We start from the raw sequence: 24,263 nt of genomic DNA, 5'->3' as shown, positions 1-24,263 counted from the left end.
CAGTAGAGGGCGGCGTCCGGCGGCACGGGCAGGTCCCCCGGGCCCGGGAGCGGCGCGGAGTCGCCGAGCGCCAGCAGCCGCAGGCCCAGCCGGGAGGCGGTGGCAGCGGCCTCGTCGGGGTCCGGGGTGGCCAGCGTGAGGCCGGTGATCCCGGCCCGGTGCAGTCCGCGGGCGGCCGGCAGCACGGCATCGGCCGGACCGCACAGCAGCACCTCGGTGGTGCGCAGCCGCAGGAACACGGCGTACGGGTCGGCGCACTCCGTCTCCAGGTGTGCCAGGGCCTCCGGGTAGCGGGCACGGATCTCGGCCGACGGCTCGGGCACGGTCAGCGCGTCCTGGTCGAGCAGGAGGCCGCGGGCCCGCAGCTCGTCGACGATCCGGCGGACGACGGGCCGGGCCCGTTCGCTGCCCAGGGCGGTGACCAGCTCGTCCTCGGTGGTTCCCGCTTCCAGCAGCGGCACACAGGTGTCGGCGACCCGGTAGAGCAGCTGGGGGCCGCTGATCACGAACTGGGTGCGGGGGCCGTTGATGTAGAGCCCTTCCGAGACGGGCGCATAGTGCAGATGGGGCCGCGCGCGTAGCGTCATCGGGTCTTTCCTCCGTACTGGAAGGGGCCGCCGGGAGCGCGGCCGATGTCGACGATCCACTCCAGGGCGTGCGGGCTGTCCGCCACCCGGGGAAGCGCCTCCTCCACGTAGGCCGCCTCGCCCCGCTCCACCATCCGGGGCAGCACACGCACGCTGAGGGCGCTGGCCAGATCGACGTACTGGGGCTTCTTCTTCCTGCCCTCGCCCGTGGTTTGGCCCTCACCGGAGGCTTGGCCCTCGCCGGAGGCGTCACCGGGCGGCGGCTTCAGGACGACCTCCTCGGGCACGTCGTGCCGGTTCCGCCACCGGGCGAGCGCCAGCAGCCGGTCGTGCTCGGCGGGCCCCGCGGCCACCGCCTCGTCCAGCTCCCGGCCCCCGTACCAGCGGCGCCGGGCCAGCACGGCCGAGCCGACCTGGAAGCGCGGGCAGGCCAGGGTGCGGACGCCGTCCCACTGCTGCTCGGCGTGCCGGATCGCCACGAAGGGTTCGCGCAGCACGCCGCCGGAGTACAGCCAGTTGGCCAGCCGGAGCGGTGCCGGGAGCCTCTCCGGGTGCCCGGTGCCGAGCGAGAGCACGTGCAGCGGGCGGTCGTCGGGGTCCCGGATGCCGAGCGTGTCCGTGTCCGGGTCGTGGCGCAGGCGCAGCCGGAACCAGTCGTCCGGCCCCAGCCGGTCCGGGAGCACCGGCGGGTGCGCGTTGACGTTGAGCCGGTGCAGCCCCGGGTCCTCGGCCAGCCGCCCGTCCTGCTCGGCGTAGCGGGCGCGGAGCTGCTCGCGGAAGTGGGGCAGGGCACGCCCGCCAAGCGCGCGGTCCGGTCCGAGGAACCTGCCGTAGAGCATGCCGTGGCCCGCGTAGGCCTCGTTGAACAGCAGCCGCCGCTGCCAGGTCTGGGTCAGCACGCCGTAGCGGAGGTCGCCGGTCCGGAAGCGGTCGGGCAGGCCCGTGGTCAGGTCGAGTGCCTGGGAGGCGCTCCAGCTGACGGCCTCGTCGGCGGCCACCGCCCGGTCGATGGCGGCGATCGCGGTCTCGACGATGTTCGCCCGCAGCGCGTACAGCCGGTCCAGCGAGCGGTCGGCCGGGCCCAGTTCGCCGGGGGGCCCGTTCTCGGGGAGGCGGTAGGCGCGCCGGTAGGTCTCCGCGCTCAGATAGTCCGCGTGGTCGCGGAGCGAGACCTCGGCGCCGACGCCGAACCGCTCGACGAAGACGGCGGACAGCAACGCCCGTATGTCGTGCATCCAGTCGAAGACGGACAGCAGGGCCACTCCGGCGGCGAGGTCGTCGAGCCGGCCCCGCCAGTCGGCGGTGGACAGCCGGACGTCCTCCAGCACGGCGTCCTCCTCGATGAGGATCTGCGCCGGCCGTCCCGCCTCGCGGCTGAGCGCGCCCAGGGTGTCGCGCAGCCGGCGCATCGACTCGGGCCGTTCGTCGGCGGAGTTGTCCGCGAGCCCGCGCAGTTCGGTACCGGTCTGCTCCAGGAGTCTCCGGGCCGTCTCGGGGATGGTCTGGCCGGCGGGATCGAGCAGATCCGGGAAGTCGGCCGCGCCGTCCTCCGGTCGGCTGCGGGTGCACAGGATGCCGGCGCCCACCGCACGCGCCAGGGCCTGCCAGGCCCGTTCGGCGGTACAGCCGGCGCGTGCGGCGAAGTCCGCGGCGACGTCGGCCGCGCGGCGTGGGCCGACGTCGACGGCGGCCACCAGCAGTCCGACCGCGCCGGAGACCTTGGCCGACAGGCGGCGCACCTCGCCGTCGGCTCCGGGCTGCAGGAAGTACAGGATGTCGCCGTCGGCCGACAGGTCGGACGTGGGCGGCAGTTGGAGCAGGGTGTCGGGGGTGAGTTCGCTGCCCGAGGTGTGCAGCCCGCCCAGTACGTAGTCGAGCATGACGCGGTCCAGCCCCTGGAAGGGCACCACCCGCCCGAACTCCGGGGCGTCCGGGCCCGGTCCGTCCGGTCCGGGGACGGCCAGTCCGATGGCGGTGAAGCGCGCCATCGGGCTGGTGCGGATCATGGCCCGGGTGACGTACTGCACCAGCCCGCGCTCGGACTTGCGCAGCCGGGTGGGAACGGGCTCGGCGGCGGCGACGGCCGCCATGTACCGTCCCGCGCCTGCCGCCGCGTCGGGAGCCACCAGCGTCATCGAGTGCCGCAGGCTTTCGTCGCTCAGCAGCCCGGCCAGAGTCCCGCGCTCGGCGTCCACCGCCCGCGGGTAGTGGCCGACCACGTCGGCGGCGAGTGTCTCCCGCCGCTGCCGGGCCTCCCACCAGCGGCCGACCAGTGGGTGGTCGACGAGCAGCGCGGGCCGTGGGGCGGTGTCGTTGTGGATGGCGCGGCGCAGCACGATGAGCTGCCCGCGCTCCTCCCGGTCGGTGGTGGCGCCGATCAGTTCGTAGAGCGCGTCGGAGCACTGGTCGGCCAGCTCGCGCACCTCGGTCGTGGCCCCGTCCAGCGTGCGGAGCGCCGCCAGGAGCCCGGGGTCCGCGAGCCTTCTGCGGCGCAGCGGGTTGAGGCGCAGCATCCACAGGGGCTCCGCGGTGTCGCTCATTCCGCCGCCCCGGCGGTGGCCTGCGCCATCTCCTGTCGCGTCTGCTCCAGCCTGTCCTGCCAGGAGGAGCCGAGGACGTCGTCCACCAGTTCGGCGACGGCGAAGCAGAAGTAGTAGCGGTGCATGGGCGGTACGCCCAGCAGCGGCAGCTGCTGGTAGAAGAGGTTGACGAGCAGCCGGTAGGAGGCGAACCACTGCGGCGGCGAGGCGACGACGCCGGATTCGTCCATCGTGCGGTGGAAGGCGCTGGGTTCGGTGCTCACGCGGCCGTCCCCGCCGGGCGGGCCCATCGTGGCCAGGTCGAAGCCGGCGCCGAGGCCGTCGATGTCGTCCAGGGTCAGCAGACCGTGGGAGACCGTGGCGTCGAAGGCCCCCATGGAATAGGCGAACGCACGGGCCCAGGCCGCCGTCCCGTGATCGGGGGTGCCGGCGAGCGCTCGCTCCACGACGGGCCGCAGGCGGGGGGCGTCGGCGGCCAGCCGCTGGGTGAAGGCGGGGCGGGGGTCCTTGCGGGCGGCCGCCCAGGCGAAGAACGCCTCGGCGTGCGAGCGCATCGAGAACGCCCCGTTCCCGGCTCCGTGCTGGTGCGCCGCGGCCAGCGCGGCGAACGCCTCCATGACCCGTACCGGCGCCTCGCGCGGCTCCCCGGCCAGCTGCTCGACCGTGGTGGTCAGCGGCCTGTCCAGCTGGTCCAGGGCCAGTTCCCGCAGATCCTGGAGCGGCTGCGGCCAGGTCTCGATCGAGGAGAGGCTCAGCACCTCCGTGGCACCGTGCTCACGCATCGGCAGGTAGGGCGGTGCGACACCTTCCAGCCGGCCCATCTCACGGGCCTGGGCGAGATACGTCTCCTCGTCCGTCACGGCCGGGCCCTCGGCCGGACCGGCGTCGAGGGCGGCGCCGATCCCCTCCCAGTCGAGCGGCGGCCGCCCGGGCACGCTCCGGGCGACGATGTCGACGTGCGGACCGTACAGCCAGCCCCGTCGCAGGTGGAGAAGGGCGGCCCGGTGGTCCTCGCGGAGGCGGCGGCTGACCGGTAGCACGGTCCGCGCCAGCCAGCGTGGGGTGATGGGCACCCGGGAGTACAGCCGTACCCCCGCCGCCTCGGACATGTCCGGACCGGCGGCTGCTGTGTCTGTGATCACGCTGCGTACCCGTTCATGATCGGAAGGCGTTGCGGAGATGGCGGCCGTCTGACGTGGTGTGACGCGGTCGGCAGAGCTCACAATGCCGCCGCGCCGGGCCGCGGACAACGAGCAACGGAGGGAACCTGACATCTGTCATGTGCCGCCGAACCGCCCGCCGTGGCGCGGTCCGAGGACGGTGAACGGCCGAAGGCCCGCAGAAGTGGCCGTACCGGGCGGCGTCGGCGCCCTCCGGGCCGGCCCGCCGGGATGATAGAACCTTGGCTCCCGCGGACAGCTCGCCGAGGTCTCCCCGCAATGGACGGAGCATCACGATGGATACGCCGATCCCTTCGACGGTGTACAGCACGGAACACGCCGAGATCTACGATTTCGTCCACGCGGCCCGGGGCCGGGACTGGTCGGCCGAGGCGGACGGCATCGCCCGGATGATCCGGGAGCGTTGCCCCGAAGCGGGTTCGCTGCTCGATGTCGCTTGCGGCACCGGTGCGCATCTGGAACGGTTCGCCGGACACTTCGGCACCGTGGCCGGCGTCGAACTCTCCCCCGACATGCGGAGGATAGCCACGAGGAGGGTCCCGGCGGCCCGTGTACACGAGGGGGACATGCGGCAGTTCGAGCTCGGCCGGACCTTTGACGCGGTGCTCTGCATGTGCTTCTCCCTGGGGTACATGAGCACCGTCGAGGAGCTTCGTCGCAGCGCGGCGACCCTGGTACGTCATCTGGCGCCCGGCGGCGTGCTCGTCGCCGAGCCCTGGTGGTTTCCGGAGCGGTTCATCGACGGGTTCATTTCGGCCTCCCTCGCCCAGGAGGAGGGCCGGGCCGTCAGCCGGCTGTCGCACTCCGTGCGGGACGGACGCATCAGCCGGATGACGGTGCGCTATACCGTCGCCGAGACCTCCGGTATCCGTGAGTTCACCGCATTCGAGACGTATTCACTGTTCACCCAGGAGGAATACCTGGACGCCTTCGGGCAGGCGGGTTGTGCGGTGGAGTTTCTTCCCGACTGGCCGAACGGCAGAGGGCTTTTCATCGGGGTTCGCGCGTAGAGGGAAACCACCCGCCGTCCGGACCCCTCACCGAGGGCCCGGTGCCGCCCCCGGGAGCCCTGACAGATCCGCGCCGCGACAGCAAGGCGCCGAGGCAGGTTCCTGATATGTGTCACAGCCCCCTTCACTTCGATCCCGCAAGCCCCAGGCGTGCGTTAGTTTTCCGCGGAGAATGCCGACGGCCCCTCCCGGGGCCGTCGGCGGATCGACCGCACATTCCGGGGGGAGACCATGAGCGAGCCGTCGGACCAGATCGCCGGGGTCGGCGCGCGTGAGCTGCCGGCCGACAGCGGCGTGGAGGTCTTCGAGCGTCACTACGCCGGCGCGCCGGGCGCCGGTTGGGAGATCAACCGGCCACAGACGGTCCTCGTACGCCTCGCCGAGGAGGGCGCGCTCCGCGGCCGGGTGCTCGACGTCGGCTGCGGCAGCGGCGACAACGCCCTGCTGGCCGCCGAACACGGCCTGGAGACGACGGGAGTGGACGCCGCCCCCAGCGCGATCTCCCTCGCCGCGCGCAAAGCGCGGGAACGCGGCCTGAAGGCGCGCTTCCTGAAGTGGGACGCCCTGGACCTCGCAGCGCTCGGCGAAAAGTTCGACACGCTCATCGACGTCGGGCTCTTCCACTGCTTCGCCCCCGAGTACCGGCCCCTCGTCGCCCGCAGCATGGCCTCCGTCGTGCCGCCCGGCGGGCGCTGCTTCCTGATGTGCTTCAGCGACCGGCAGCCCGGCACCTGGGGTCCGCGACGCGTTCCCGAGCAAGCCGTCCGGGACAGTTTCACCGGCGCCGGATGGCGCGTGGACACACTCGAAGCGGCCGAACTCGACGTCGCCTTCCACCCTGGGGCCGCCCAGGCCTGGTTCGCCGCCATGACCCGCGTCTGAGCGGGTCGGAGAGAAGACGACGATGCGCGTCCTGTTCTGCACCTGGCCCGCCGCGGCCCACCTCTACCCCAGCGTGCCGATGGCCAAGGCCCTGTGCGACGCGGGCCACGAGGTGCGGGTCGTCTCCCACCCGTCGCTGCTGGACACGATCAACGCGACGGGGCTTTCGGGGGTGTCGCTCAGCGACGAGCAGACCCTGCCGCAGCCGCTGGGCGCCGGCCGCCCCCTCTCTCCGGACACGTACGCCGACCTCGTCAGCATCACCAAGTCCCTCGATCTGGACAGCTACGAGCGGTACGTGTGGACCTACTTCCGGGACTACATGCTGCCGGCCATACGCGACTTCCAACCGGAGCGCGCTCCCGCCGACGCACCCCAGTACGCCCTCGACGCCCTGGTCGGCCTCTGCCGTTCGTGGCGGCCCGATCTGGTCCTGTGGGACCCCACGATGCCGGCCGCCGGTGTGGCCGCCCAGGTGTCCGGCGCGGCCCACGCCCGCATCCTGTGGGGCCCGGACCTGTTCGGCTGGGCGCACGAGCAGTACACCCGGTGCACGAGGCTCTCCGGCGACGCCCTCATGCCCGAGGAGCCGATGACCTCGTCGGTCAGGCCGATGGCCGAGCGCTACGGGCTCCCCATGACCGACGAGCTGCTGTTCGGACAGTGGACGGTCAACCCGGTGCTGGAGCGGATGCGCCTGCCCACCAGGAAGCGCACCGTGTCGGTGCGCTGGCAGCCCTACGCCGGACCGGCCGTGCTGCCCGAGTGGCTGAGGGAACCGCCCGCACGACCGCGGGTGGCCATCACCCTCGGTTCCTCGATACGGGCCTGGGGACGGGACAGCGCCCTGCTCGTCAACCGCGTCCTGGAGATGGTGGACGGCCTGGACGTCGAGGCCGTCGCCACCCTGGACGCCTCCCAGCTCGCGGTGGCCGACCGGATACCCGACAACGTCCGGACCGTCGACTACGTCCCGCTGACCGAACTGCTGCCGACCTGTTCGGCGGTGATCCACCACGGCGGCCACGGAACGTTCGGCGCCGCCCTGGTCAACCGGATCCCGCAGTTCGTCGTGATGGACCCCGGCTACCCCATGGAGGCGCCGCTCACGGGCCGGTTCCTCTCCGAGAGCGGCGTGGGAACGGGGGTGCGCGTCGACCGTCACACCGGCGCCGAACTGCGTGCGGGGCTGTCCCGGCTGATGACCGCGCCGTCCTTCCGCGACGCCGCGGCGGAGCTGTACACGGACCTGCTGACCGCCCCGGAGCCGAGCGAGATCGTCCCCGTCCTGGAGCGCCTCACCCGGCACCACCAGAGCCGGGACTGAACCCGCCACCTTCCCATCGTCCTTAACCGCGCCAGGGAGCCACCGCGTGATCAACGTCTTCCAGCCGAGCCTGGGCGAGGCGGAACTCCTCGCCCTGTCCGAGGTGTTCGCCTCGAACTGGCTGGGCCACGGACCCCGCACCGCCGAGTTCGAAGCACGCTTCGCGGACCACCTCGGGGTCGAACCGGACCGGACGCTCTTCCTCAACTCCGGTACGGCCGGGCTCTTCCTCGCCACCGAGCTGCTCGACCTGGGCCCCGGCGACGAGGTGGTCCTGCCGTCCGTGAGCTTCGTGGCCGCTGCCAACGCCATCGCCGTGACCGGGGCGCGCCCCGTCTTCTGCGACGTCGACCCCCACGGTCTCCACCCGACCGCGGAGCACGTCGAGCGCGCCATGACGCCCCGTACCAAGGCGGTCATCGTGCTGCACTACGGCGGCTACCCCGGTGAGATCGCGGAGATCGCGGCCCTGTGCCGACGGCGGGGGGTCCCGCTCGTCGAGGACGCGGCCTGCGCCGTGGCCTCCACGGCCGACGGCAAGGCGTGCGGCACCTTCGGCGACATCGCCCTCTGGAGTTTCGACGCGATGAAGGTGCTGGTGACCGGTGACGGCGGCATGCTGTACGTCCGCGATCCGCAGCTCGCGCGCCGCGCCCGGGTCCTCGCCTACCACGGTCTGGAGCAGCCCAGCGGCTTCGGCCACGCGAAGGTGTCCGAGCGGTGGTGGGAACTCGACGTACGGAGCTTCGGCCGCCGCGTCATAGGCAACGACCTGACCGCCGCGATCGGCACGGTGCAGCTCGGCCGGCTGCCCGCCAACGTCGCCCGCCGGCGCGAGGTGGCGACCGCCTACGACAGCCTGCTCGCGAACACCCCCGGCGTGCGGCTGCCGCCCCCGCTGCCCGAGGGGCACCGCTCCTCCTACTACTTCTACTGGGTCCAGTTGGATCCGCTCATCCGTGACCGGGTCGCGGCGACGCTGCTGGCCCAGGACGTCTACACCACCTTCAAGTACCCACCGCTGCACCGGGTGCCCGCCTACGGCGCCCAGTCCACCGACCTGCCCGGCACCGACCGGGCCACCGACAGCACGCTGCTGCTCCCCCTCCACCAGGCGCTGAGCGACGCGGAGACCCGGACGGTGGCGAACGCTCTGCGCGAAGCCGTCACTCACCACCTGGCCCTGGCCGGGGCCTGACGCACGCCGACGGGAATCACCGAGGGAGGCGCCCGCCTGTGGGCATCGACGAGACAGCCGTTCCAGGTGCGTACGCGCACGCGTCCGGCCGGGCGCCGCGCGCCCCGGCCCGCACCGCTCCACGGGAGGAACGCCCATGAAGGCGCTCGTACTCGCCGGGGGACTCGGGACGCGGCTGCGGCCGTTCACCGAGACCATGCCCAAGCAGCTGATACCCGTCGCCAACCAGCCCGTGCTCGAACACGTACTGGAGAACCTCCGCGCGCTGGACGTGCGGGAGATCTGCGTGGTCGTCGGCGCGTGGGGGCCCGACATCGCGGCACGGATCGGCGACGGATCGCGGTTCGGCGCCCGGATCACCTACCTCACGCAGCACCGGCCGCTGGGCCTGGCGCACTGCGTGGCCCTCGCCCGTCCGTTCCTCGGCGACGACGACTTCGTGATGTACCTCGGCGACAACGTCGTACAGGACGGCATAGCGGGGCCGGCCGAGGAGTTCCGGGCCCGCCGCTCCGACGCGCACCTGGTGGTGGCCAAGGTCGCCGACCCCCGCGCCTTCGGGGTGGCCGAGCTGGACGCCCGGGGCCGGGTCCGACGGCTGGTGGAGAAGCCGCGCCTGCCGCTCAGCGACCTGGCACTCATCGGTGTCTACTTCTTCCGCCCCGCCATCCATCGGGCGGTCGCCGCGATCGCGCCCAGCGCACGCGGGGAGCTGGAGATCACCGACGCCGCCCAGTGGCTGGTCGACCGAGGGGCCCCGGTCACGGCCGGGGAGTACACCGGCTACTGGAAGGACACCGGACGCGTGGAGGACGTGCTGGACTGCAACCGGCGCCTACTGGGCACCCTGGCGCGCGGCATCCACGGAACGGCCGACGCCGCCAGCCGCCTGACCGGCCCGGTGCACGTCGCCCCGGGCGCCACCGTGCTGCGCTCGGTCATCACCGGGCCGGCGATCATCGGCCCCGGCTCCCTCGTCGAGGACTGCCGTATCGGACCGGGCACATCGATCGGCAGCGGCTGTGTACTGCGCGACACCGAACTGGAGAACTCCATCGTGATGGACGACGCGTGGGTGACGGGACGGACCGGCGCGAGCGACCTACTCATCGGCCGCGCGATGCGGATCGGCTCCGGCTCACCCCCGGTGCCCCTCTCCCAGGAACTGGCCGCGAACGGCGCCCGTACAGGAGGAACCCGATGAGGATCCTGGTCACCGGCGGGGCCGGATTCGTGGGCTCGCACTACGTCCGGACGATGCTGGCGCAGGGGTACCCGGGCTACGAGCGGGCCGACGTCACCGTGCTGGACAAGCTGAGCTACGCGGGCAACGCCGAGAACATCCCGATCGGCCACCCCCGGCTGCACCTCGTCAAGGGCGACATCTGCGACGCGCCGCTGCTGAACGAACTGCTGCCCGGACACGACGCCGTGGTGCACTTCGCGGCCGAGTCGCACGTCGACAGGTCCCTGGACGCACCCGCCGTCTTCACCCGGACGAACGTGGTGGGCACCCAGACCCTCCTCGACGCCTGCCTGAACGCCGGGGTGGAGCGGGTGGTGCACATCTCCACGGACGAGGTGTACGGGAGCATCGCCGAGGGCTCCTGGCACGAGGAGTCGCCACTCCTGCCCAACTCCCCCTACGCGGCCTCCAAGGCGGCGGCGGACCTGACCGTACGCGCCTACTGGCGCACCTTCGGGCTCGACGTGTCGATCACTCGCTGCTCCAACACCTACGGCCCCTACCAGCACCCGGAGAAGGCCATCCCGCGCTTCACCACCAACCTCCTGGAGGGCGAGCCGATCCCGCTGTACGGCTCCGGGCGGAACGTGCGGGACTGGATCCACGTGGACGACCACGCGCGGGCCGTCCAGCTCGTGCTGACCAAGGGAAGCGCGGGCGGCATCTACCACGTGGGCGGCGGCCACGAGCTGACCAATGTCGACCTGGCCGAGCACCTGCTCGCCCTGTGCGGCGCGGACCGCTCCATGATCCGGCATGTGACCGACCGCAAGGGACATGACCTGCGCTACTCGCTGGACGGGTCCAAAGCCCGTACCGAGCTCGGGTTCACGCCCCAGGTCGGCTTCGACGAAGGGCTGGCCGCCACCGTCGACTGGTACCGGGAGAACACGGCGTGGTGGAAGGCCGCGAAGGACCAGGCCGGGGACAAGGAGGGCCGGTCGTGAATCACGAGCACCGGGCACGGGTCCTGGAAGAGGCCAGGAAGCACCACCAAAGTGTGCGTGATTCCGGAGAGTTCGTACCGGGCACCACGGAGATCTGGCCGTCCGGCGCGGTCCTGGACGAGGACGACCGTGCGGCGCTGGTGGAGGCCGCCCTGGATCTGCGGATCGCCGCCGGGCCGCTCTCCAAGCGCTTCGAGTCGGAGTTCGCGCGGCTGCTGAAGCGCCGCAAGGCCCATCTGACGAACTCCGGTTCCTCCGCGAACCTGCTGGCACTCACCGCCTACACCTCCCCTCTCCTGGGCGAGCGGCGGCTGCTGCCCGGCGACGAGGTCATCACCGTCGCCGCGGGGTTCCCCACCACGGTGAACCCCATCCTGCAGAACGGCCTGGTGCCGGTCTTCGTCGACATCGAACTCGGCACCTACAACACCACCGCCGACCGCGTCGCCGCCGCCATCGGGCCGAAGACCCGCGCCATCATGATCGCGCACGCCCTCGGCAACCCGTTCGAGGTGGAGGAGATCGCCCAACTCGCCGCGGACCACGGCCTGGTCTTCGTCGAGGACAACTGCGACGCGGTCGGCACCACCTACCGCGGGCGGCTGACCGGCACGTTCGGTGACGTCAGCACCGTGAGCTTCTATCCCGCGCACCATCTGACGATGGGCGAGGGCGGCATCGTGACGACCTCGGACCTCAAGGTCGCGCGGATCGTCGAATCACTGCGGGACTGGGGGCGGGACTGCTGGTGCGAACCGGGCCACAGCGACACCTGCCTGAAGCGCTTCGACCACCAGCTCGGCGCGTTGCCGGCCGGCTACGACCACAAGTACATCTTCTCCCACGTCGGCTACAACCTGAAGTCGACGGACCTGCAGGCGGCGCTCGGCCTGTCACAGCTGCGCAAGCTGGACGGGTTCATCGCGGCGCGCCGCCACAACTGGCGGCGGATGCGTGAGGGCCTGGACGGCGTACGTCATCTCCTGCTGCCGGAGGCGACGGACGGCAGCGACCCGAGCTGGTTCGGATTCGTGATGACGGTGGGGCCCGACGCCCCGTTCACGTGCGGAGAGCTGACCGGATTCCTGGAGAAGCGAAAGATCGGTACGCGCCGGCTGTTCGCGGGCAACCTCACCCGCCAGCCCGCCTATCACCAGCAGCCCCATCGCGTCGTCGGCGAACTGACCAACAGTGACATCGTCACGGAGCGCACGTTCTGGACCGGTGTCTATCCGGGTCTCACCGACGAGATGACCGACTACGTCATCGCCTCGGTGCGGGAGTTCGTGGCAGGCCGTCGGTGAGCATCGACAGCTCCCGGCCGCAGGACACGGAGGCCGGGCCGGACGGACTGGAAGCCCGGATCGCCCGCTCCGTGGACGCCACCGACCCGGCGACCGGCGCCCGGAGCACGACGGACGAGATCGTCGCGTGGCTGACGGAACGCCGCCGTGTCCACGGCACACGGATCCGGCGCATCCCGTTCGCGGAGCTGGACGGCTGGTCGTTCCAGGAGGACACCGGGAACCTGGTCCACCGCAGCGGCCGCTTCTTCACCGTCGAGGGCATGCGCGTGCACAACGGGGACCGGGCCCGGGAGCCGTGGCAGCAACCGGTCATGATGCAGCCGGAGGTGGGCGTACTCGGCCTCCTCGCCCGGGAGTTCGACGGCGTACTGCACTTCCTGGCCCAGGCCAAGATGGAGCCGGGCAACCGTGACGAGATTCAGCTGTCACCGACCGTGCAGGCCACCCGGAGCAACTACCAGCGGGTGCACGGGGGCTCCGGCGTGCGGTTCCTGGAGTTCTTCACCGAGCCGGGCCGTGCCCGGCCGCTGACCGACACGCTGCAGTCCGAACACGGCGAGTGGTTCCTGTACAAGTCGAACCGCAACATCGTGGTGGAGACAGCCGAAGAGGTCGCCGAGGACCCCGCCGCCGAACCGGACTTCCGCTGGCTGACCCTCGGCCAGATCGGCGAGCTCCTGCGGTTGGACAACGTGGTCAACATGGACACCAGGACGGTACTGGCCTGCCTGCCGACCCCCGGAGGGCCGCAGCCGGCCCGGCACACCGACGCCGAGGTGTCGTCCTGGCTCGGTGACGCCCGTGCCCGCTCCCGGCTGCGGGCCGAGCCCGTACAGCTCGCCCGGGTGCGGGGCTGGCTCCGGGACGAACAGGCCATCCGCCACTCCGACGACCGCCACTTCCGTGTGGTCGCGGTCGCGGTCGAGGCGGACGGCCGCGAGGTGGGCAGCTGGACCCAGCCGCTGTTCGAACCGTGCGGCCCCGGAGTCAGCGCGTTCCTGTTCCGCCACTTCGACGGCGTGCCGCATCTGCTGGTCCACGCCCGTGCGGAGGCGGGGCTGTCGCAGACCGTCGAGGTCGGCCCGACCGTGTGCTACACACCCGACGACCGCGGTCACCTCCCGGTGTACGCGGACTTCGTACTGGCGGCCGAAGGTTCACGCGTCCGCTACGCGGCGGTGCTCTCCGAGGAAGGAGGGCGGTTCCTGTACGCCGAGAACGACTGCCTCCTCGTGTCGGTGGACGGCGTCGACGACAGCGACCTGCTCAGCCCGCCGCCGGACTACCTCTGGATCACGCCGGGCCAGCTCGGCGCCCTGACAGGCCGGGGCCACCAGGTCACCGTCCAGGCCCGTACGCTGCTCGCCGTGCTCAACTCCGGTGCTGCGAGCCTGTCGTGAACCGGCCCGTACGGATCGCGGTGCTGGGCACCGCGGAGTTCGCCCGGCGGCGCATGCTGCCCGCGTTCAGAGCGTCCGCCGACGTCACCGTGGTCTCCGTGGCGAGCAGGGACCCGGCCAGGGCGGCGGAGCTGGCGCGGGAGTACGACTGCCGGGCCGCTGACGACTATGCCGAGCCGCTGGCCGACGACGACGTGGACGCGGTCTATCTGCCGCTGCCCGCATCGATGCACGCGCGGTGGGCCGGTGCGGCGCTGCTCGCGGGCAAGCACGTGCTCGTGGAGAAGCCCGCCGCGATGAGCGGGGCGGACGCCGCCGAACTGTGCGCGCTGGCCCGCTCACGAGGCCTGGCCCTGGTGGAGAACGTACTGTTCGTCCACCACTCCCAGCACCGGGCGGTCATGCGGCACGTCGCCGACGGGGCGATCGGACGACTCCAGGCCTTCGACGCGGCGTTCACCGTGCCGCGCCGGCCGGCCTCCGACATCCGCTACCACCCCGCTCTGGGCGGCGGAGCCCTGTGGGACCTCGGCGTGTATCCGCTGCGGGCGGCGCTCGGCCTGCTGAGGTCGGCCCCCTGCCCGCGGCTGGTGGGCGCCACCGCCAGGCGGGACCCGTCGGACAGGGTGGACACGGCGGGTACGGCGCTGCTGGACGGCGGAGACGGACTCGCCCTCCAGCTCAGCTACGGCCTCGACCACACCTACCGCAGTACGTACACGCTCTGGGGCAGCACGGGACGACTCACGGTCGACCGGGCGTTCACCCCGCCCGCCGATCACGAACCGGTGCTCCAGCTGGAACGGGCCGGGGTGTTGACGCGGCTCCCCCTGCCCTCGGACGACCAGGCGGGCAACGCCGTCACGGCCTTCGCCCACGCGGTCCGTACCCGCGCGCGTCCGGCACCGGAGATCCAGCGCCAGGCGGAACTGCTGGAGGCGATCGACCTCAGCTGCTCAGCCGTTGACCGGGGGGTTCAGGAACCTCTGCGCACCGGGCGGGCTCCCACGGCGAACACCACCGGGTCATGATCCCGGCGGGGTGGGAATCCGGCTCAGATACTGCCGAGTTCTTCCGCTATGCGTGCCGCGTCATACCGATTGCGGGCCTGGAGCTTCTTGATGGCCGACGAGGTCAGGTTCCGCACCGTGCCGGGGGCGAGATAGAACTCGCGGGCGATCTCCTTGACGGAAGCTCCGGTCGCCGTGGAGCGCAGGACGTCACGCTCGCGTTGGCTCAGGAGGCCCGCGGCCGGGCGTGAAGCGTCCTCCGGTCTCTCGCTCCCCCGAAGGTCCTGCTGTCTCGCCTGCATGCTGCGGATGGTGCCGATCAGCTGGTTCAGCCGCGCCCCTCGCGAGATGACGCTCACCATCTCGGATTCCTGCACCTTGACCAGCGCCACCTGCCCGGGCTGTTCGGTGATGAGGGTGATCCCGCAGTGGGGCACGTGGTTCCGCACTTCGTGAACCGTTTCCAGCACGTTCGGAGTCACTCCGCCCAGAACCAGAGATCCGGCGGACGCCTTGCGGATCGCGGGGACCAATTCGCGGTGCGAGCCCACGACCCCCGCCACCCGGAATCCGGGAATCTGATTCAGCAATCCAGCGAGCGCTTCAGTGTATATGACGTGATCACCCGCGACGAGAATACGTGTAGTCATTGCCGTTCCCCCGTTTTGCGTCAATTCAAGGGAAATTCCACCAGGTCACACCTCGTGCGTAAACATGAGGCTTTACTCCTTGAGCCGCTCGGAAGGCCTGGTCAGGCCAGCGGTGCGGACGTCAAGGGCAAACCGGTCGGTCTGGGCGAAAGATCCCCTGGATGTCGCTTAGATAATATGCTCGACCGTGAACTTGCGAAAGACTTCGATCGCTCCCCGGATACCTACACCAGGAGGGGGCCAACGTCATCAAGAAGAGGCCAACATGCCGGAAATTTCTGCGGACGCATAGCTGACCGCGGCCTCGATGTGGCGGGATGCCGTACCGAATACGGATTTTTTGCACAAGATATTTCGCCCCGAGGGAACTGCTCAGCGAAAACCCGCGTCACCCGGAGACCGGCTCGCGCGCTCTCCCTCACTCATGCCTCTGGTGGAGCGATCGCACCTGGTCGGCGCCGGCCGCGCTCCAGGCCCTCCGCACGCTCGTGACGCGGGGCGGGTGACGCGGCGGCACGGGGTGACGGAGCAGGGTTCGGCGAGGACACGACACTCGCCGATCACGTGACGCCCGACGCTGCCGGTCATCGGGAATCGTTGACGGCCGCCGTAACTGCCGCTGCCAGTCGCAGTGTTGACGGAGGTTCCGGTCGACGGCGCGGGATGCCGGGCTCGCAGCCGCACTCAGGACGGCCGCCGTCGAGGGGCGCGGGGCCCGGGCGCGGAACCGGCGTCCGGACAGGCCGAAGGGAAGCTCACCGGCCCCGATCGGCTCGCCGGTCCCGCGCGCGGTCGACGGTCCGTCGAAACCGCGCACGACGTCCGTGGCGTGCCGCACCGGTAAAACGCCTTCAATATCCGGACCATCGTGGCTCATCACCCCATAGCCACCCAGCGGAATCAAGCCACACGCGTCAGCGCCCTCATGCGTCGACGCGGCGCCCCCGAAGCAAACGACCACCAGCATGCCCACCCCAACACTCGCTCCAGGCCATCGGCCTACTGCCCCGCCGGCCATACCCAGCGATGAGATTCGGATCGCCTCACGAAAACACAGAGACCTGGGTTGCGCTCTTCGATGTCTCACCATGCGATCGCTCTCTTCGGAAGCGTAAAGGTGAATCCCGGCCAAGTGCAAGGAAAAGTAAGAGGTTGGTCTAGGTTCAGTAAAGACCTCAGGGGCGACTTGCGGAGGAGTGCCCTTCGCCCCAGCTCACAGGCCTGCGCACGTGTCCGCGACGGCCCTCTGACACCCGGTCGTCACCCTCGCTCCGGCGACGTGCAACCGCACTTCTCGGCCCCGATACCCGCGCGGGGAGGACAAACCGGCCACTGCGACGCCCCGGCCGTCGAACGCGAGGACGCCTGAGGGGCCCGCAGCCCGTCATGGCACTCCGGAGCGCCAACGCCCGCTCGTGGGACGCTTCTTCGCAGGAGGAGACAAGAAGGACCTTGCCCGCCGCCATGGTGCCGACGCCACCCGCCCCGGAGGCGCCCGGGCCCCGGCCGACGCCCGGCAGGAAGCGGGGTCGCGAACACCTCAGCGACTCGGCCGCGGCCGGGGGCGGGAGGACCTGGTCGGACGGACCCAAGGGCAGATGGTCCGCAGGGCAGACGGTCCGCAGGGCGCGTCCGATTCGTCCAAGAAACCGGCGTCGGCGGCCCCTTACCCTCGCCACCATGAACAAAGGAGACGTCGGCGCGAGGTGAGTGAGTACCGCGCGCCGTCTTCCACCCGGAAGTCCGAGCCGACCTCCGCAGGGTCCCGCGCGACACCGCGCTCCGCGTCCTGACCAAGTTGACGGAACGGAAATCGATCCGCTCGGCTTCAACACCACCGCACGCGTTTCCCAGCCGGAGCACCACCGCGTCGCGTATTGCTCCACGATCCACGACAAATGAATCGCCCTGCGGGAGAGTCAGAATATCCAGCACTCATCCGGCAAGGAAAAACGAAGGGGTCCGCCTCCGAGGAGGCGGACCCCTTCCGACCTGCGTGCTTGGCGCATAGCCCGCGACATTTCAACGCGCTACACGTTGCAGCGGAACGCCTGCGGACTGATCCTGACCTGCGGCGGAGCCTCATCCAGGGCTCTGACCTGGGATTTCTTCGTTGGCATACGTTGGCGCCCGACGACCGTTTACGGGTGTGCTGCGGACTGGCTGCGGACTGGGGCGGGGCCCCGAGGCATAGAAATCGATGGCACACAGGCGGGACCTGCGACGAAACTGCGCAGGTAAGCGACTCCTACCCCTGCCCGTGCTGCGGGCACCGCGTGCTGGGCGCGATGCCTGGCTCGTACGAGATCTGCCCCGTCTGCTTCTGGGAGGACGACGGGGTCCAATTCCGCTGGCCGACCATGGGCGGCGGAACGAACAAGGTCTCCCTGCTCGAGGCCCAGCGCAACTACCAGGACTTCGGAGCCTGCGACCAACACGGCCAGCGGTACGTCCGTCTTCCAGCCGAGGACGAGCTCCTCGACCCTCTGCCTGGCGCCCCATCGATCTGACACGCGACTCCTTCGAGGTCTGACAAGACGAGGACCGCACCCCGTGGCCCGACGACAGCTCGGTACTCTGCTGGCGGCTCCCCACTTTCTGGCGCCGGGACCACCCACATCGAGAGACTCATCTAGCAGCTCGACGACTCGACCGGCCCAGGCCGACGCGCCACGTTCCGCTAACGCATCGGCGACCTGCTCCTGGCCAGTGAATTCTGCTACTCCGGCAGCGTCTACTGCTTGGCCCTGACCCGCTTCGGCACCCACGGGGACGCCGAGACCCTCACCACCAGCCTCGACCGCTGCCTCCCCCGCACCGACCTCCGCCAGGACCAGCCCGCCGTGCTCGGCGCCCTCCTCCGCCTCGGCACCCTTACGCCGGCCGCTTCACCGAGCCCGACGGCCCATGGAACCAGTGGGTCAACGCCCTGGCCCACCTCCGCGACCACACCGGCTACACCCCTGCCGAGCAACACCGCTGGACGGGCCTCCACCGTGACTTCGCCCATGGCTGGACCCGCCCGTCATCCTGTCATTCCCGATCGCGTCGCCGCGCTCGTCGTCGACCCGGTCACTCCGATGTATGGACAGGGAACAACGGAGCACAAAAGAGGCAACGGGCAACACCCCCGAACCTCGATTCTCCAGGCGCGCCTCATGCCAAACTCGCTCTCGGATGCGAACCGAAACGACGCCGTCACAGCAGGTGTTGACCGTCGGGTTCCGTGCCGCCCGGTGGTCGTCCGATGACGGCTTCCCGTGAGGGCTTACGGCTCTCGCGATCAGTATTGAAGGGGAGGTTGATGATGAGCACGACTTCCAGTTTCGGCCCAGAACTCCGCCGTTTACGAGTGGAATCGGGTCTAACTCTGACCGAGTTCTCCGTGGCGCTCAACTACGACAAGGGGCACCTCAGCAAGGTCGAGCGCGGGGAACGTTCTGCGTCCCCCGAACTGGCCCGGCGGTGCGATGCCTTCCTCGGCGCGGACGGCGAACTGCATCGCCTGGTCACCCGTCCCGAGGCGGGCTCGGACTCGGGCACCGCCGGGCCGAGCCGCTGGCTCGTCGGGCGCCGGGCGGTCCTCTCAGCGGGTACGGGAGCGCTGATCGACCTCGGCCTGACACTCGGCGGTCAGGCGGTGTCCTCCACCGATGACCCCCTCCTGCCCTCCTTCCGCCTGCAGTTCGACCAACTGCGGAAACTCGGCCAGTCCACCGCGCCCAGGGTCCTGCTGCCCCTGCTGGAGACGCAGACCCGCATGATCACCGGGCTGGCTGCCGACGCCCAGCCCGATTCTCGGACCCCCGCGCTCCTGCTCGCCTCGCGATTCGCAGAGTTCACCGGTTGGATGGCCCAGGAGGCCGGGGACAGCGACGCAGCACTCGGCTGGACCGGCGAGGCCGCCGAGATAGCACGCGCCGGGGGTGACCCGCACCTCGGTTTCTACGCACTGGTGCGTCGCGCCCTGATCACGATGTACGGCGGGGACGGCGCCGGCACCGTCGCCCTGGCCCGCCGCGCCCAAGGCAGCGAACTCCCGCCGCGCATCCGGGGACTCGCGGCACAACGAGAGGCCCAGGGGCACGCGCTTATCGGGAACGAAGTCGACTGCCTCCGCAGCCTCGACAAGGCGCGGGAACTACTCGGCAGCGACGACACCTGCAGCGGCGCCGAGCCCGTAATCGGCACCTCCCATGTGAGCGATCCGGCGGCGATGTCGACCGGCTGGTGCCTGCACGACCTCGGCCGCCCCAAGGCAGCCGCCGAGGTACTCGACCGGGAGTACCGCCGCCTCCCGCCGCACGCGCTGCGCACCCGCGCCCGGTACGGCTTCCGCCGGTCCTTGGCCCATGCCGCCTCCGGGGAGGTCGAGCACGCGTGCGCGATCGCCGGGGATCTCTTGGGAGTGATGCCGACCGTGCCCTCAGCGACGGTGAACAGCGATGTCCGGCGTCTCGCACGGGAGCTCTCCCGGTTCCGGAGCAGTCGCGCCGTACGTGATCTGCAGCCCGCGCTGGCACGCGTACTCGCCCCCGCGCACGACTGACAGCCGGTCCACGACCGAAACCGACTCGAACCGCCCGGCTCGCCGGACCACCCCATCCCTCGGCCCTCCGGATCCCACGGTCTCCGACGGATCCCCTCTGATCACCGCTCGACGCGTCGCATCGCGCCCCCGGCTTCTTCAGGCTGCCCGCGACCCGTGACGCACCTGGCGGCACACCTCAGTCCGCACGCCTTCCTGTGGATGCGCCATGCCGTCCACACGGTCAGAACCTCATGCCCTGGGCGGACCGTAGCCCCGGTCCACCGCCCCGCGCCCGTTCACCCCGTCCTCCTTCACGAAGAGAACCTTCATGCCCGACGTCTTCGTCAACTACCGCACGGGCGACGAGGAGTCCGCAGCGACCATGATCGCTCGGGAATTCGCCCGTCGGTTCGGCGACGAGCGGATCTTCTTCGCCAGCAACTCGATCGAGCCCGGACGCCGTTTCCCGGTGGAGCTGGTCAGGGCGGTGGAGGAGTGCGAGTCCCTCCTCGCCGTGATCGGCCCGCGCTGGGCGGAGGTGCGGGGGGCCGACGGCCGCCCCGCCCTCGAAGCCGAGCAGGACTGGACCCGTCGCGAGATCCATACTGCGCTCGCCCGCGGGGTCCTCGTGATCCCCGTGCTCGTCGGAAAGGCCACGAGGATCGACCACGCCGTCCTTCCGGACGATCTGCTGGAGCTGGCGGACTGCCAGTACAGGCGGTTCGACCACCGCAACGCCGAATCAGACCTGACGGCGCTCGGCGACACCCTCGCCCGGCTCCTGCCCGAGCTCGGTGCGGTGGACCGGGACGCCCGTGCGGTGCGGGAGCGGGTGGAGGCGAAATCCCGTAAGAAGTCGGCACCGGACCCCGGGTCCACCAGGATGCGGACGCGCGACGTCAAGCAGCGCGTGCGCGGCGGCATCGGAAACCTCAACGGAGACCTGTCCGGCACCTTCGTCAACGAGCCGAAGGGGCCTGTGAACACCGGTCGGGGCCATCAGTACAACGCACCTCACTTCGAGGGCGACAACACCGGGGTCCAGTTCACAGCGGGCGACAACAGCGGTACGGTCCACCAGCGTTTCGAGCGTGAGCGCCGGCACGGGACGACGGACGATGAGTGAGCAGGACCGCGTCACCGTCAACGATCCACGCGGCCCAGTGAACAACGGCGAGGGGCACCAGTACGTCTTCTACGGCGTCGGCACGGACTGGATGATCCGCAAGGGGGTCGAGTCCCTCCGGATCACCCGCGAGGACCGGGTGCGCCTGGCCGACCGGTTCGTTCCGCCGGTGGGCTACCGCGTTGCCGCCGACCGTCTGGAGAAGCCCGGATCCGTGGTGCTGCTGGAAGGGCTGCCCGGCAGCGGCCGCCGCGCCGCGGCGATCATGCTGCTGCACGGGTTTGGTGAGGACGGGGGCGCAGACGAGGAGGGTGTCCGGTTCGAGGAGCTTCCCGTCACGGGCAAGGACGAGAACCCTCTTGTTCCCGGTATGGGGGACCGCTTCCTCCTCGACCTCTCCGGAATCGCCGACGAGGAGACGTACGACAAGGCCCAGCGCCGCCTGGCCGTGCGCCGGTCACAGGTCCAGGAGTCGGGGGCCCACATGGTCGTCGTCCTGCCGTCGGGCATGGATCACGCTCACTCGCCGGACCTCGACCCGCACACGGTGAGGCTGGGACGCCCCAGGGGCGTCGCCGTCGTCACCCGGTACCTCCGCATGGACCGGATGCCCTTCCGCCCCGCGAACCTGGTGAGCGCCGACCTCCAGCACCTGTGTGACCGCTCCCCCATGCGGGAACTGGCGCGGCTCGCGGGGCTGGTGAGAGCCGCTCGCGACAGCGGCCGGTTCGGCGCCGACTTCGCGGGATGGCTAGACCAGGCGATGCACGCGGTGACCGACCGTGCCAGCGAGGTGGGCCGGCAGGTGGCCGCAGTCCGCACCGCGCCCGAGCGGGCCCTGCTGCTCGCGACGGCGATGTTCGAGGAGGCACGCGCCGACACCGTCTACGAGGCGTGGCACGGTCTTATGAAGACGGTGAAGCACGAGGAGGAAGTGACGACCGAGCTCGCGCGGACAGATTTCGGAGAGCGGTTGGAAGGGCTCGGGATCGAGCGGGATCCGGACGGACGGCTTCGCTTCGAACGGCTGGCCTATGCCGACGCGGTACGGATGTACTTCTGGGCGAACTTCCCCGGGGTACGCGATGACCTCAGGGACTGGATCGGTTGCGCCGCCGGGCTACGCGGTCTGACCACCGACGACCGGGTGAATGTCGTCGTCCGCTTCGGTGAGCGAGCCCTGGCCGTCGAGCGGCCCGACCACCTCTTCGACCTCGTGGCGCGCTGGGCGGACCACGCGACCGGAACGTCCTGCGATCCACGAGCCGTGGCCGCCCTCGAACTGGGGCTCGGCCACGAGAGGTTCGGGGGATGGTTCCGCAAGCGGATGTACGAGTGCGTCGTGAGATCCGGCTCCTTGTCGAACGGTCTCGCCCGCGTCCTGACCACGGCCTGTGTCCAGAGCCTCATCGCTACGCACCCGGATCAGGCGGTGGTACGGCTCCACTACCTCGCCGTACGGAAGGGGAAGGCTGCGCGCGAGGCCCGGGAGGCCCTTCTCGACCTCGCATGCCGCGACCGTCGGCTCTACCGACTGCTGATCGACCGCTTACGGGACCGGGCGCGTCGGGAGCCGCACGGGGCAGAGCCCCATCTCCAGCTGCTCACAGATCTGTTGAGGAATGACCGGGCACCGGACCCGCCGCCGTGGCCGGACCTGTTCCTGGGCTGGGAGACGGTGTTCTCCCAGCCGCCGACGGAGCTCTGGAAGCCGCTGGTGAGCAGCTGGCTGAACGCCGTGGCGGGCGACAGCACACGGAAGATGGCGCTGGAAGTGATGGTAGGGGCGACGCGCAGCCGCGCAGCCGCCCTCCACCGCCTCTACGCCATCGCTTGCGACTGGGCTGGGTCCACGCCCCACCCGTCCCGGGCAGCGGTAGCCGCCCTCTTCTGGCAGTACATCGACCAGGTGCAGTACGGCCGCACAGAGCGTGCGGACACCGGACCACGAACCACGGAAGAGGCACGATGAGACACCGTTTTTCCAGCTTGTTGTTCGTCGTCCTCTGTGGCCTCACACCGGTTGTGCTCGGAAACCTCCTCGACTGGTCAGCCTGGCTATGGGGCTTCATGTCCATGGTCACGGCCTCGGGCTCCTTGCTGCTCGTGATGACGGTCCCCAGCAGCGGTCACACGTCGGCCAACCCGTACGAGCCCGGGGAACCCGAGCCGCCCGCGGTGCCGGTGGAGCAGTCGTACCAGGAGACACGGGTGATCAACGCGGTATTGCCGAGCGCGACGGGCGGCTACGACTTCCTCTTCTCCGCCACTGTGTGGTGGAAGCCTGTTCCCGACCACGCCGGCCGGTCGGACGACGCCTCCCCGGCCCTCGCCGTCTCCTCGGTCGTCAGCCGGGCCCGGGAGGTCGTCCGCCACGAGGAACCCGACCGGGCTAGCTTCGCGCAGTATCTTCTGGACGGGGAGTTGGGCGTCCTGCTCCCGGACCGGAACGATCGGGTGAAGGCCCTGGCGACCGATGTGACGCTGACCCTCGCTCCCGCCGACCGCGAGCGCCTTCGGAAGCTGAACGATCTTCGCAAGGACGAGGAGATCTGGGAATGCGAGCGCGAGCACGAGCGCAACAAGCGGCGCTACCTCGGGGACGACGTGCTCAAGAGTGCGGGCAGCGCGGTGGTGTGGTGGCTGGCCCGCCACGAGAACGAGATTGAGAAGGCGGTCCACATGATCGGCCCGCTCGCCCAGATCGCGGCGGCCGCAAACGACCAGGAGGTGCCCGCGCTCTTCCGACACCTGCTCGTTCCGCCCGTGGGCGCGCGGAGCGAGGCGACCGTCGGGGGGCCGCCGTGGGACGAGGGTGACCTCGGAGGGAAGATGGTCGACCGCGAGGAGGAAGTGGGGGTCTCGGATCGGCTGCGCCTGTTGCTGACGGCTGCGGGCGTCAAGCCGGACATGGACGGGTACACGGTGTTCGTGCACCGTGTGATGCGGTTCCTGCAAGCGGAGGGGCTGGACGAGGCCGCCGACGAGATCAGGCGGGCCTTTGGCCTGGCCCCCGACGAGGGGCCAGAAGGCGAGGCTTCGGACGAGTGGAACAGCACCGGGCCCTGGCCGCCCCGCTCCCCAACCCCCGAGGGCCCGCCGTTCACCGACACGGCCGCGGACCCGGATGCCGACGCAGGCGCGTTCACCCCCTGGGCGCCGGAGAACAGCGCCAACGAGAGAAGCAGAGACCACGGGGAGACAGGCGAGGACGACATGACGTCTACACGCCTCTGGGACCCCTCGCACAGCCAGCACCCGACCGCCGAACCCCGCACACGGGACGAGGACGGAAACTGATCCGGTAGACGGTCGGCTCTC

General features: G+C 70.7%; 18 protein-coding genes and 2 pseudogenes. 16 read left to right on the top strand and 4 right to left on the bottom strand.

From position 1 onward, the window contains the following. The 3 genes and pseudogenes from CR470_RS11065 to CR470_RS11055 all read right to left on the bottom strand — a co-directional run. Window positions 1-587 (bottom strand): annotated as a pseudogene (locus CR470_RS11065) (hypothetical protein); the annotation flags it as partial. Continuing rightward, window positions 584-3,127: a lantibiotic dehydratase gene (locus CR470_RS11060; protein ID WP_097867406.1), complete on the bottom strand. Its 2,544-nt coding sequence runs from the start codon at window positions 3,125-3,127 to the stop codon at window positions 584-586. The pseudogene CR470_RS11065 and the gene CR470_RS11060, both read right to left, overlap by 4 nt. Beyond that, complete coding sequence (locus CR470_RS11055) at window positions 3,124-4,269, bottom strand: hypothetical protein (protein WP_179892213.1); 1,146 nt, start codon at window positions 4,267-4,269, stop codon at window positions 3,124-3,126. Before CR470_RS11055 ends, CR470_RS11060 begins: the two co-directional genes overlap by 4 nt. Before the next feature lie 314 nt (window positions 4,270-4,583). Between CR470_RS11055 and CR470_RS11050 the strand changes: the two genes are divergently transcribed. The 9 genes from CR470_RS11050 to CR470_RS11010 all read left to right on the top strand — a co-directional run bounded on the left by CR470_RS11050 (window position 4,584) and on the right by CR470_RS11010 (window position 14,656). Then, window positions 4,584-5,318: a class I SAM-dependent methyltransferase gene (locus tag CR470_RS11050; protein ID WP_257138566.1), complete on the top strand. Its 735-nt coding sequence runs from the start codon at window positions 4,584-4,586 to the stop codon at window positions 5,316-5,318. A 231-nt stretch (window positions 5,319-5,549) separates the two neighbouring features. Next, window positions 5,550-6,200, top strand: a complete 651-nt coding sequence (locus CR470_RS11045; protein WP_097867405.1) for a class I SAM-dependent methyltransferase — start codon at window positions 5,550-5,552, stop codon at window positions 6,198-6,200. A 22-nt stretch (window positions 6,201-6,222) separates the two neighbouring features. Then, window positions 6,223-7,527 carry a nucleotide disphospho-sugar-binding domain-containing protein gene (locus CR470_RS11040; protein WP_097867404.1) on the top strand — a complete coding sequence of 435 codons (1,305 nt, stop codon included), beginning with the start codon at window positions 6,223-6,225 and terminating at the stop codon, window positions 7,525-7,527. 46 nt (window positions 7,528-7,573) lie between these two features. Continuing rightward, window positions 7,574-8,725: a DegT/DnrJ/EryC1/StrS family aminotransferase gene (locus CR470_RS11035; RefSeq protein ID WP_097867403.1), complete on the top strand. Its 1,152-nt coding sequence runs from the start codon at window positions 7,574-7,576 to the stop codon at window positions 8,723-8,725. A 136-nt stretch (window positions 8,726-8,861) separates the two neighbouring features. Then, window positions 8,862-9,929, top strand: coding sequence for a glucose-1-phosphate thymidylyltransferase (locus CR470_RS11030; RefSeq protein WP_097867402.1), 1,068 nt, complete (start codon window positions 8,862-8,864; stop codon window positions 9,927-9,929). Next, complete coding sequence (gene rfbB / locus CR470_RS11025; RefSeq protein ID WP_097867401.1) at window positions 9,926-10,918, top strand: dTDP-glucose 4,6-dehydratase; 993 nt, start codon at window positions 9,926-9,928, stop codon at window positions 10,916-10,918. Before CR470_RS11030 ends, rfbB begins: the two co-directional genes overlap by 4 nt. Then, window positions 10,915-12,222, top strand: a complete 1,308-nt coding sequence (rfbH, locus tag CR470_RS11020) for a lipopolysaccharide biosynthesis protein RfbH (protein ID WP_097867400.1) — start codon at window positions 10,915-10,917, stop codon at window positions 12,220-12,222. Before rfbB ends, rfbH begins: the two co-directional genes overlap by 4 nt. Then, complete coding sequence (locus CR470_RS11015; protein ID WP_097867399.1) at window positions 12,219-13,625, top strand: NDP-hexose 2,3-dehydratase family protein; 1,407 nt, start codon at window positions 12,219-12,221, stop codon at window positions 13,623-13,625. Before rfbH ends, CR470_RS11015 begins: the two co-directional genes overlap by 4 nt. Next, window positions 13,622-14,656, top strand: a complete 1,035-nt coding sequence (locus CR470_RS11010; protein WP_306667796.1) for a Gfo/Idh/MocA family protein — start codon at window positions 13,622-13,624, stop codon at window positions 14,654-14,656. The genes CR470_RS11015 and CR470_RS11010 overlap by 4 nt, the downstream gene beginning before the upstream one ends. A 23-nt stretch (window positions 14,657-14,679) precedes the next feature. Here the strand turns inward: CR470_RS11010 and CR470_RS39480 are convergent, their stop codons facing one another. Continuing rightward, window positions 14,680-15,084 (bottom strand): response regulator transcription factor, encoded by a 405-nt coding sequence (locus CR470_RS39480; protein ID WP_179892212.1) that lies wholly within the window; start codon window positions 15,082-15,084, stop codon window positions 14,680-14,682. Between the two features lie 1,921 nt (window positions 15,085-17,005). Between CR470_RS39480 and CR470_RS40435 the strand changes: the two are divergent. The 7 genes and pseudogenes from CR470_RS40435 to CR470_RS10970 form a co-directional block, all read left to right on the top strand. Then, window positions 17,006-17,157 (top strand): annotated as a pseudogene (locus CR470_RS40435) (type II toxin-antitoxin system RelE family toxin); the annotation flags it as partial. A 416-nt stretch (window positions 17,158-17,573) separates the two neighbouring features. After that, the gene (locus CR470_RS10995) at window positions 17,574-17,795 is read left to right on the top strand and encodes a CPCC family cysteine-rich protein (protein ID WP_306667795.1); all 222 of its coding nucleotides are present in this window, start codon (window positions 17,574-17,576) and stop codon (window positions 17,793-17,795) included. A gap of 231 nt (window positions 17,796-18,026) precedes the next feature. Beyond that, window positions 18,027-18,536 (top strand): DUF6000 family protein, encoded by a 510-nt coding sequence (locus CR470_RS40430; RefSeq protein ID WP_257138564.1) that lies wholly within the window; start codon window positions 18,027-18,029, stop codon window positions 18,534-18,536. Between the two features lie 56 nt (window positions 18,537-18,592). Beyond that, window positions 18,593-19,834 (top strand): helix-turn-helix domain-containing protein, encoded by a 1,242-nt coding sequence (locus CR470_RS10985; protein ID WP_179892214.1) that lies wholly within the window; start codon window positions 18,593-18,595, stop codon window positions 19,832-19,834. Window positions 19,835-20,144: 310 nt separating this feature from the next. After that, on the top strand, window positions 20,145-20,942 hold the full coding sequence (locus CR470_RS10980; RefSeq protein WP_097867396.1) for a toll/interleukin-1 receptor domain-containing protein: 798 nt from the start codon (window positions 20,145-20,147) through the stop codon (window positions 20,940-20,942). Continuing rightward, window positions 20,935-22,914, top strand: coding sequence for a hypothetical protein (locus CR470_RS10975; RefSeq protein ID WP_097867395.1), 1,980 nt, complete (start codon window positions 20,935-20,937; stop codon window positions 22,912-22,914). Before CR470_RS10980 ends, CR470_RS10975 begins: the two co-directional genes overlap by 8 nt. Then, window positions 22,911-24,242 carry a hypothetical protein gene (locus CR470_RS10970; RefSeq protein WP_097867394.1) on the top strand — a complete coding sequence of 444 codons (1,332 nt, stop codon included), beginning with the start codon at window positions 22,911-22,913 and terminating at the stop codon, window positions 24,240-24,242. Before CR470_RS10975 ends, CR470_RS10970 begins: the two co-directional genes overlap by 4 nt. Window positions 24,243-24,263 lie beyond the last annotated feature (21 nt).

It is taken from the genome of Streptomyces sp. rh34 (assembly GCF_002551245.1).
Classification (GTDB): Bacteria; Actinomycetota; Actinomycetes; order Streptomycetales; family Streptomycetaceae; genus Streptomyces.
The sequence above is the reverse complement of the archived record's forward strand: the minus strand, read 5'-3'. Positions and strand labels throughout refer to the sequence as shown.

Excerpts from the sequence above, each read along its gene's own strand:
- CR470_RS11060 (WP_097867406.1), bottom strand. The coding sequence starts at position 3,127 with ATGAGCGACACCGCGGAGCCCCTGTGGATGCTGCGCCTCAACCCGCTG.
- CR470_RS11050 (WP_257138566.1), top strand. The coding sequence starts at position 4,584 with ATGGATACGCCGATCCCTTCGACGGTGTACAGCACGGAACACGCCGAG.
- CR470_RS11045 (WP_097867405.1), top strand. The coding sequence starts at position 5,550 with ATGAGCGAGCCGTCGGACCAGATCGCCGGGGTCGGCGCGCGTGAGCTG.
- CR470_RS11040 (WP_097867404.1), top strand. The coding sequence starts at position 6,223 with ATGCGCGTCCTGTTCTGCACCTGGCCCGCCGCGGCCCACCTCTACCCC.
- CR470_RS11030 (WP_097867402.1), top strand. The coding sequence starts at position 8,862 with ATGAAGGCGCTCGTACTCGCCGGGGGACTCGGGACGCGGCTGCGGCCG.
- rfbB (WP_097867401.1), top strand. The coding sequence starts at position 9,926 with ATGAGGATCCTGGTCACCGGCGGGGCCGGATTCGTGGGCTCGCACTAC.
- CR470_RS10995 (WP_306667795.1), top strand. The coding sequence starts at position 17,574 with ATGCCTGGCTCGTACGAGATCTGCCCCGTCTGCTTCTGGGAGGACGAC.
- CR470_RS10985 (WP_179892214.1), top strand. The coding sequence starts at position 18,593 with ATGAGCACGACTTCCAGTTTCGGCCCAGAACTCCGCCGTTTACGAGTG.
- CR470_RS10980 (WP_097867396.1), top strand. The coding sequence starts at position 20,145 with ATGCCCGACGTCTTCGTCAACTACCGCACGGGCGACGAGGAGTCCGCA.
- CR470_RS10975 (WP_097867395.1), top strand. The coding sequence starts at position 20,935 with ATGAGTGAGCAGGACCGCGTCACCGTCAACGATCCACGCGGCCCAGTG.
- CR470_RS10970 (WP_097867394.1), top strand. The coding sequence starts at position 22,911 with ATGAGACACCGTTTTTCCAGCTTGTTGTTCGTCGTCCTCTGTGGCCTC.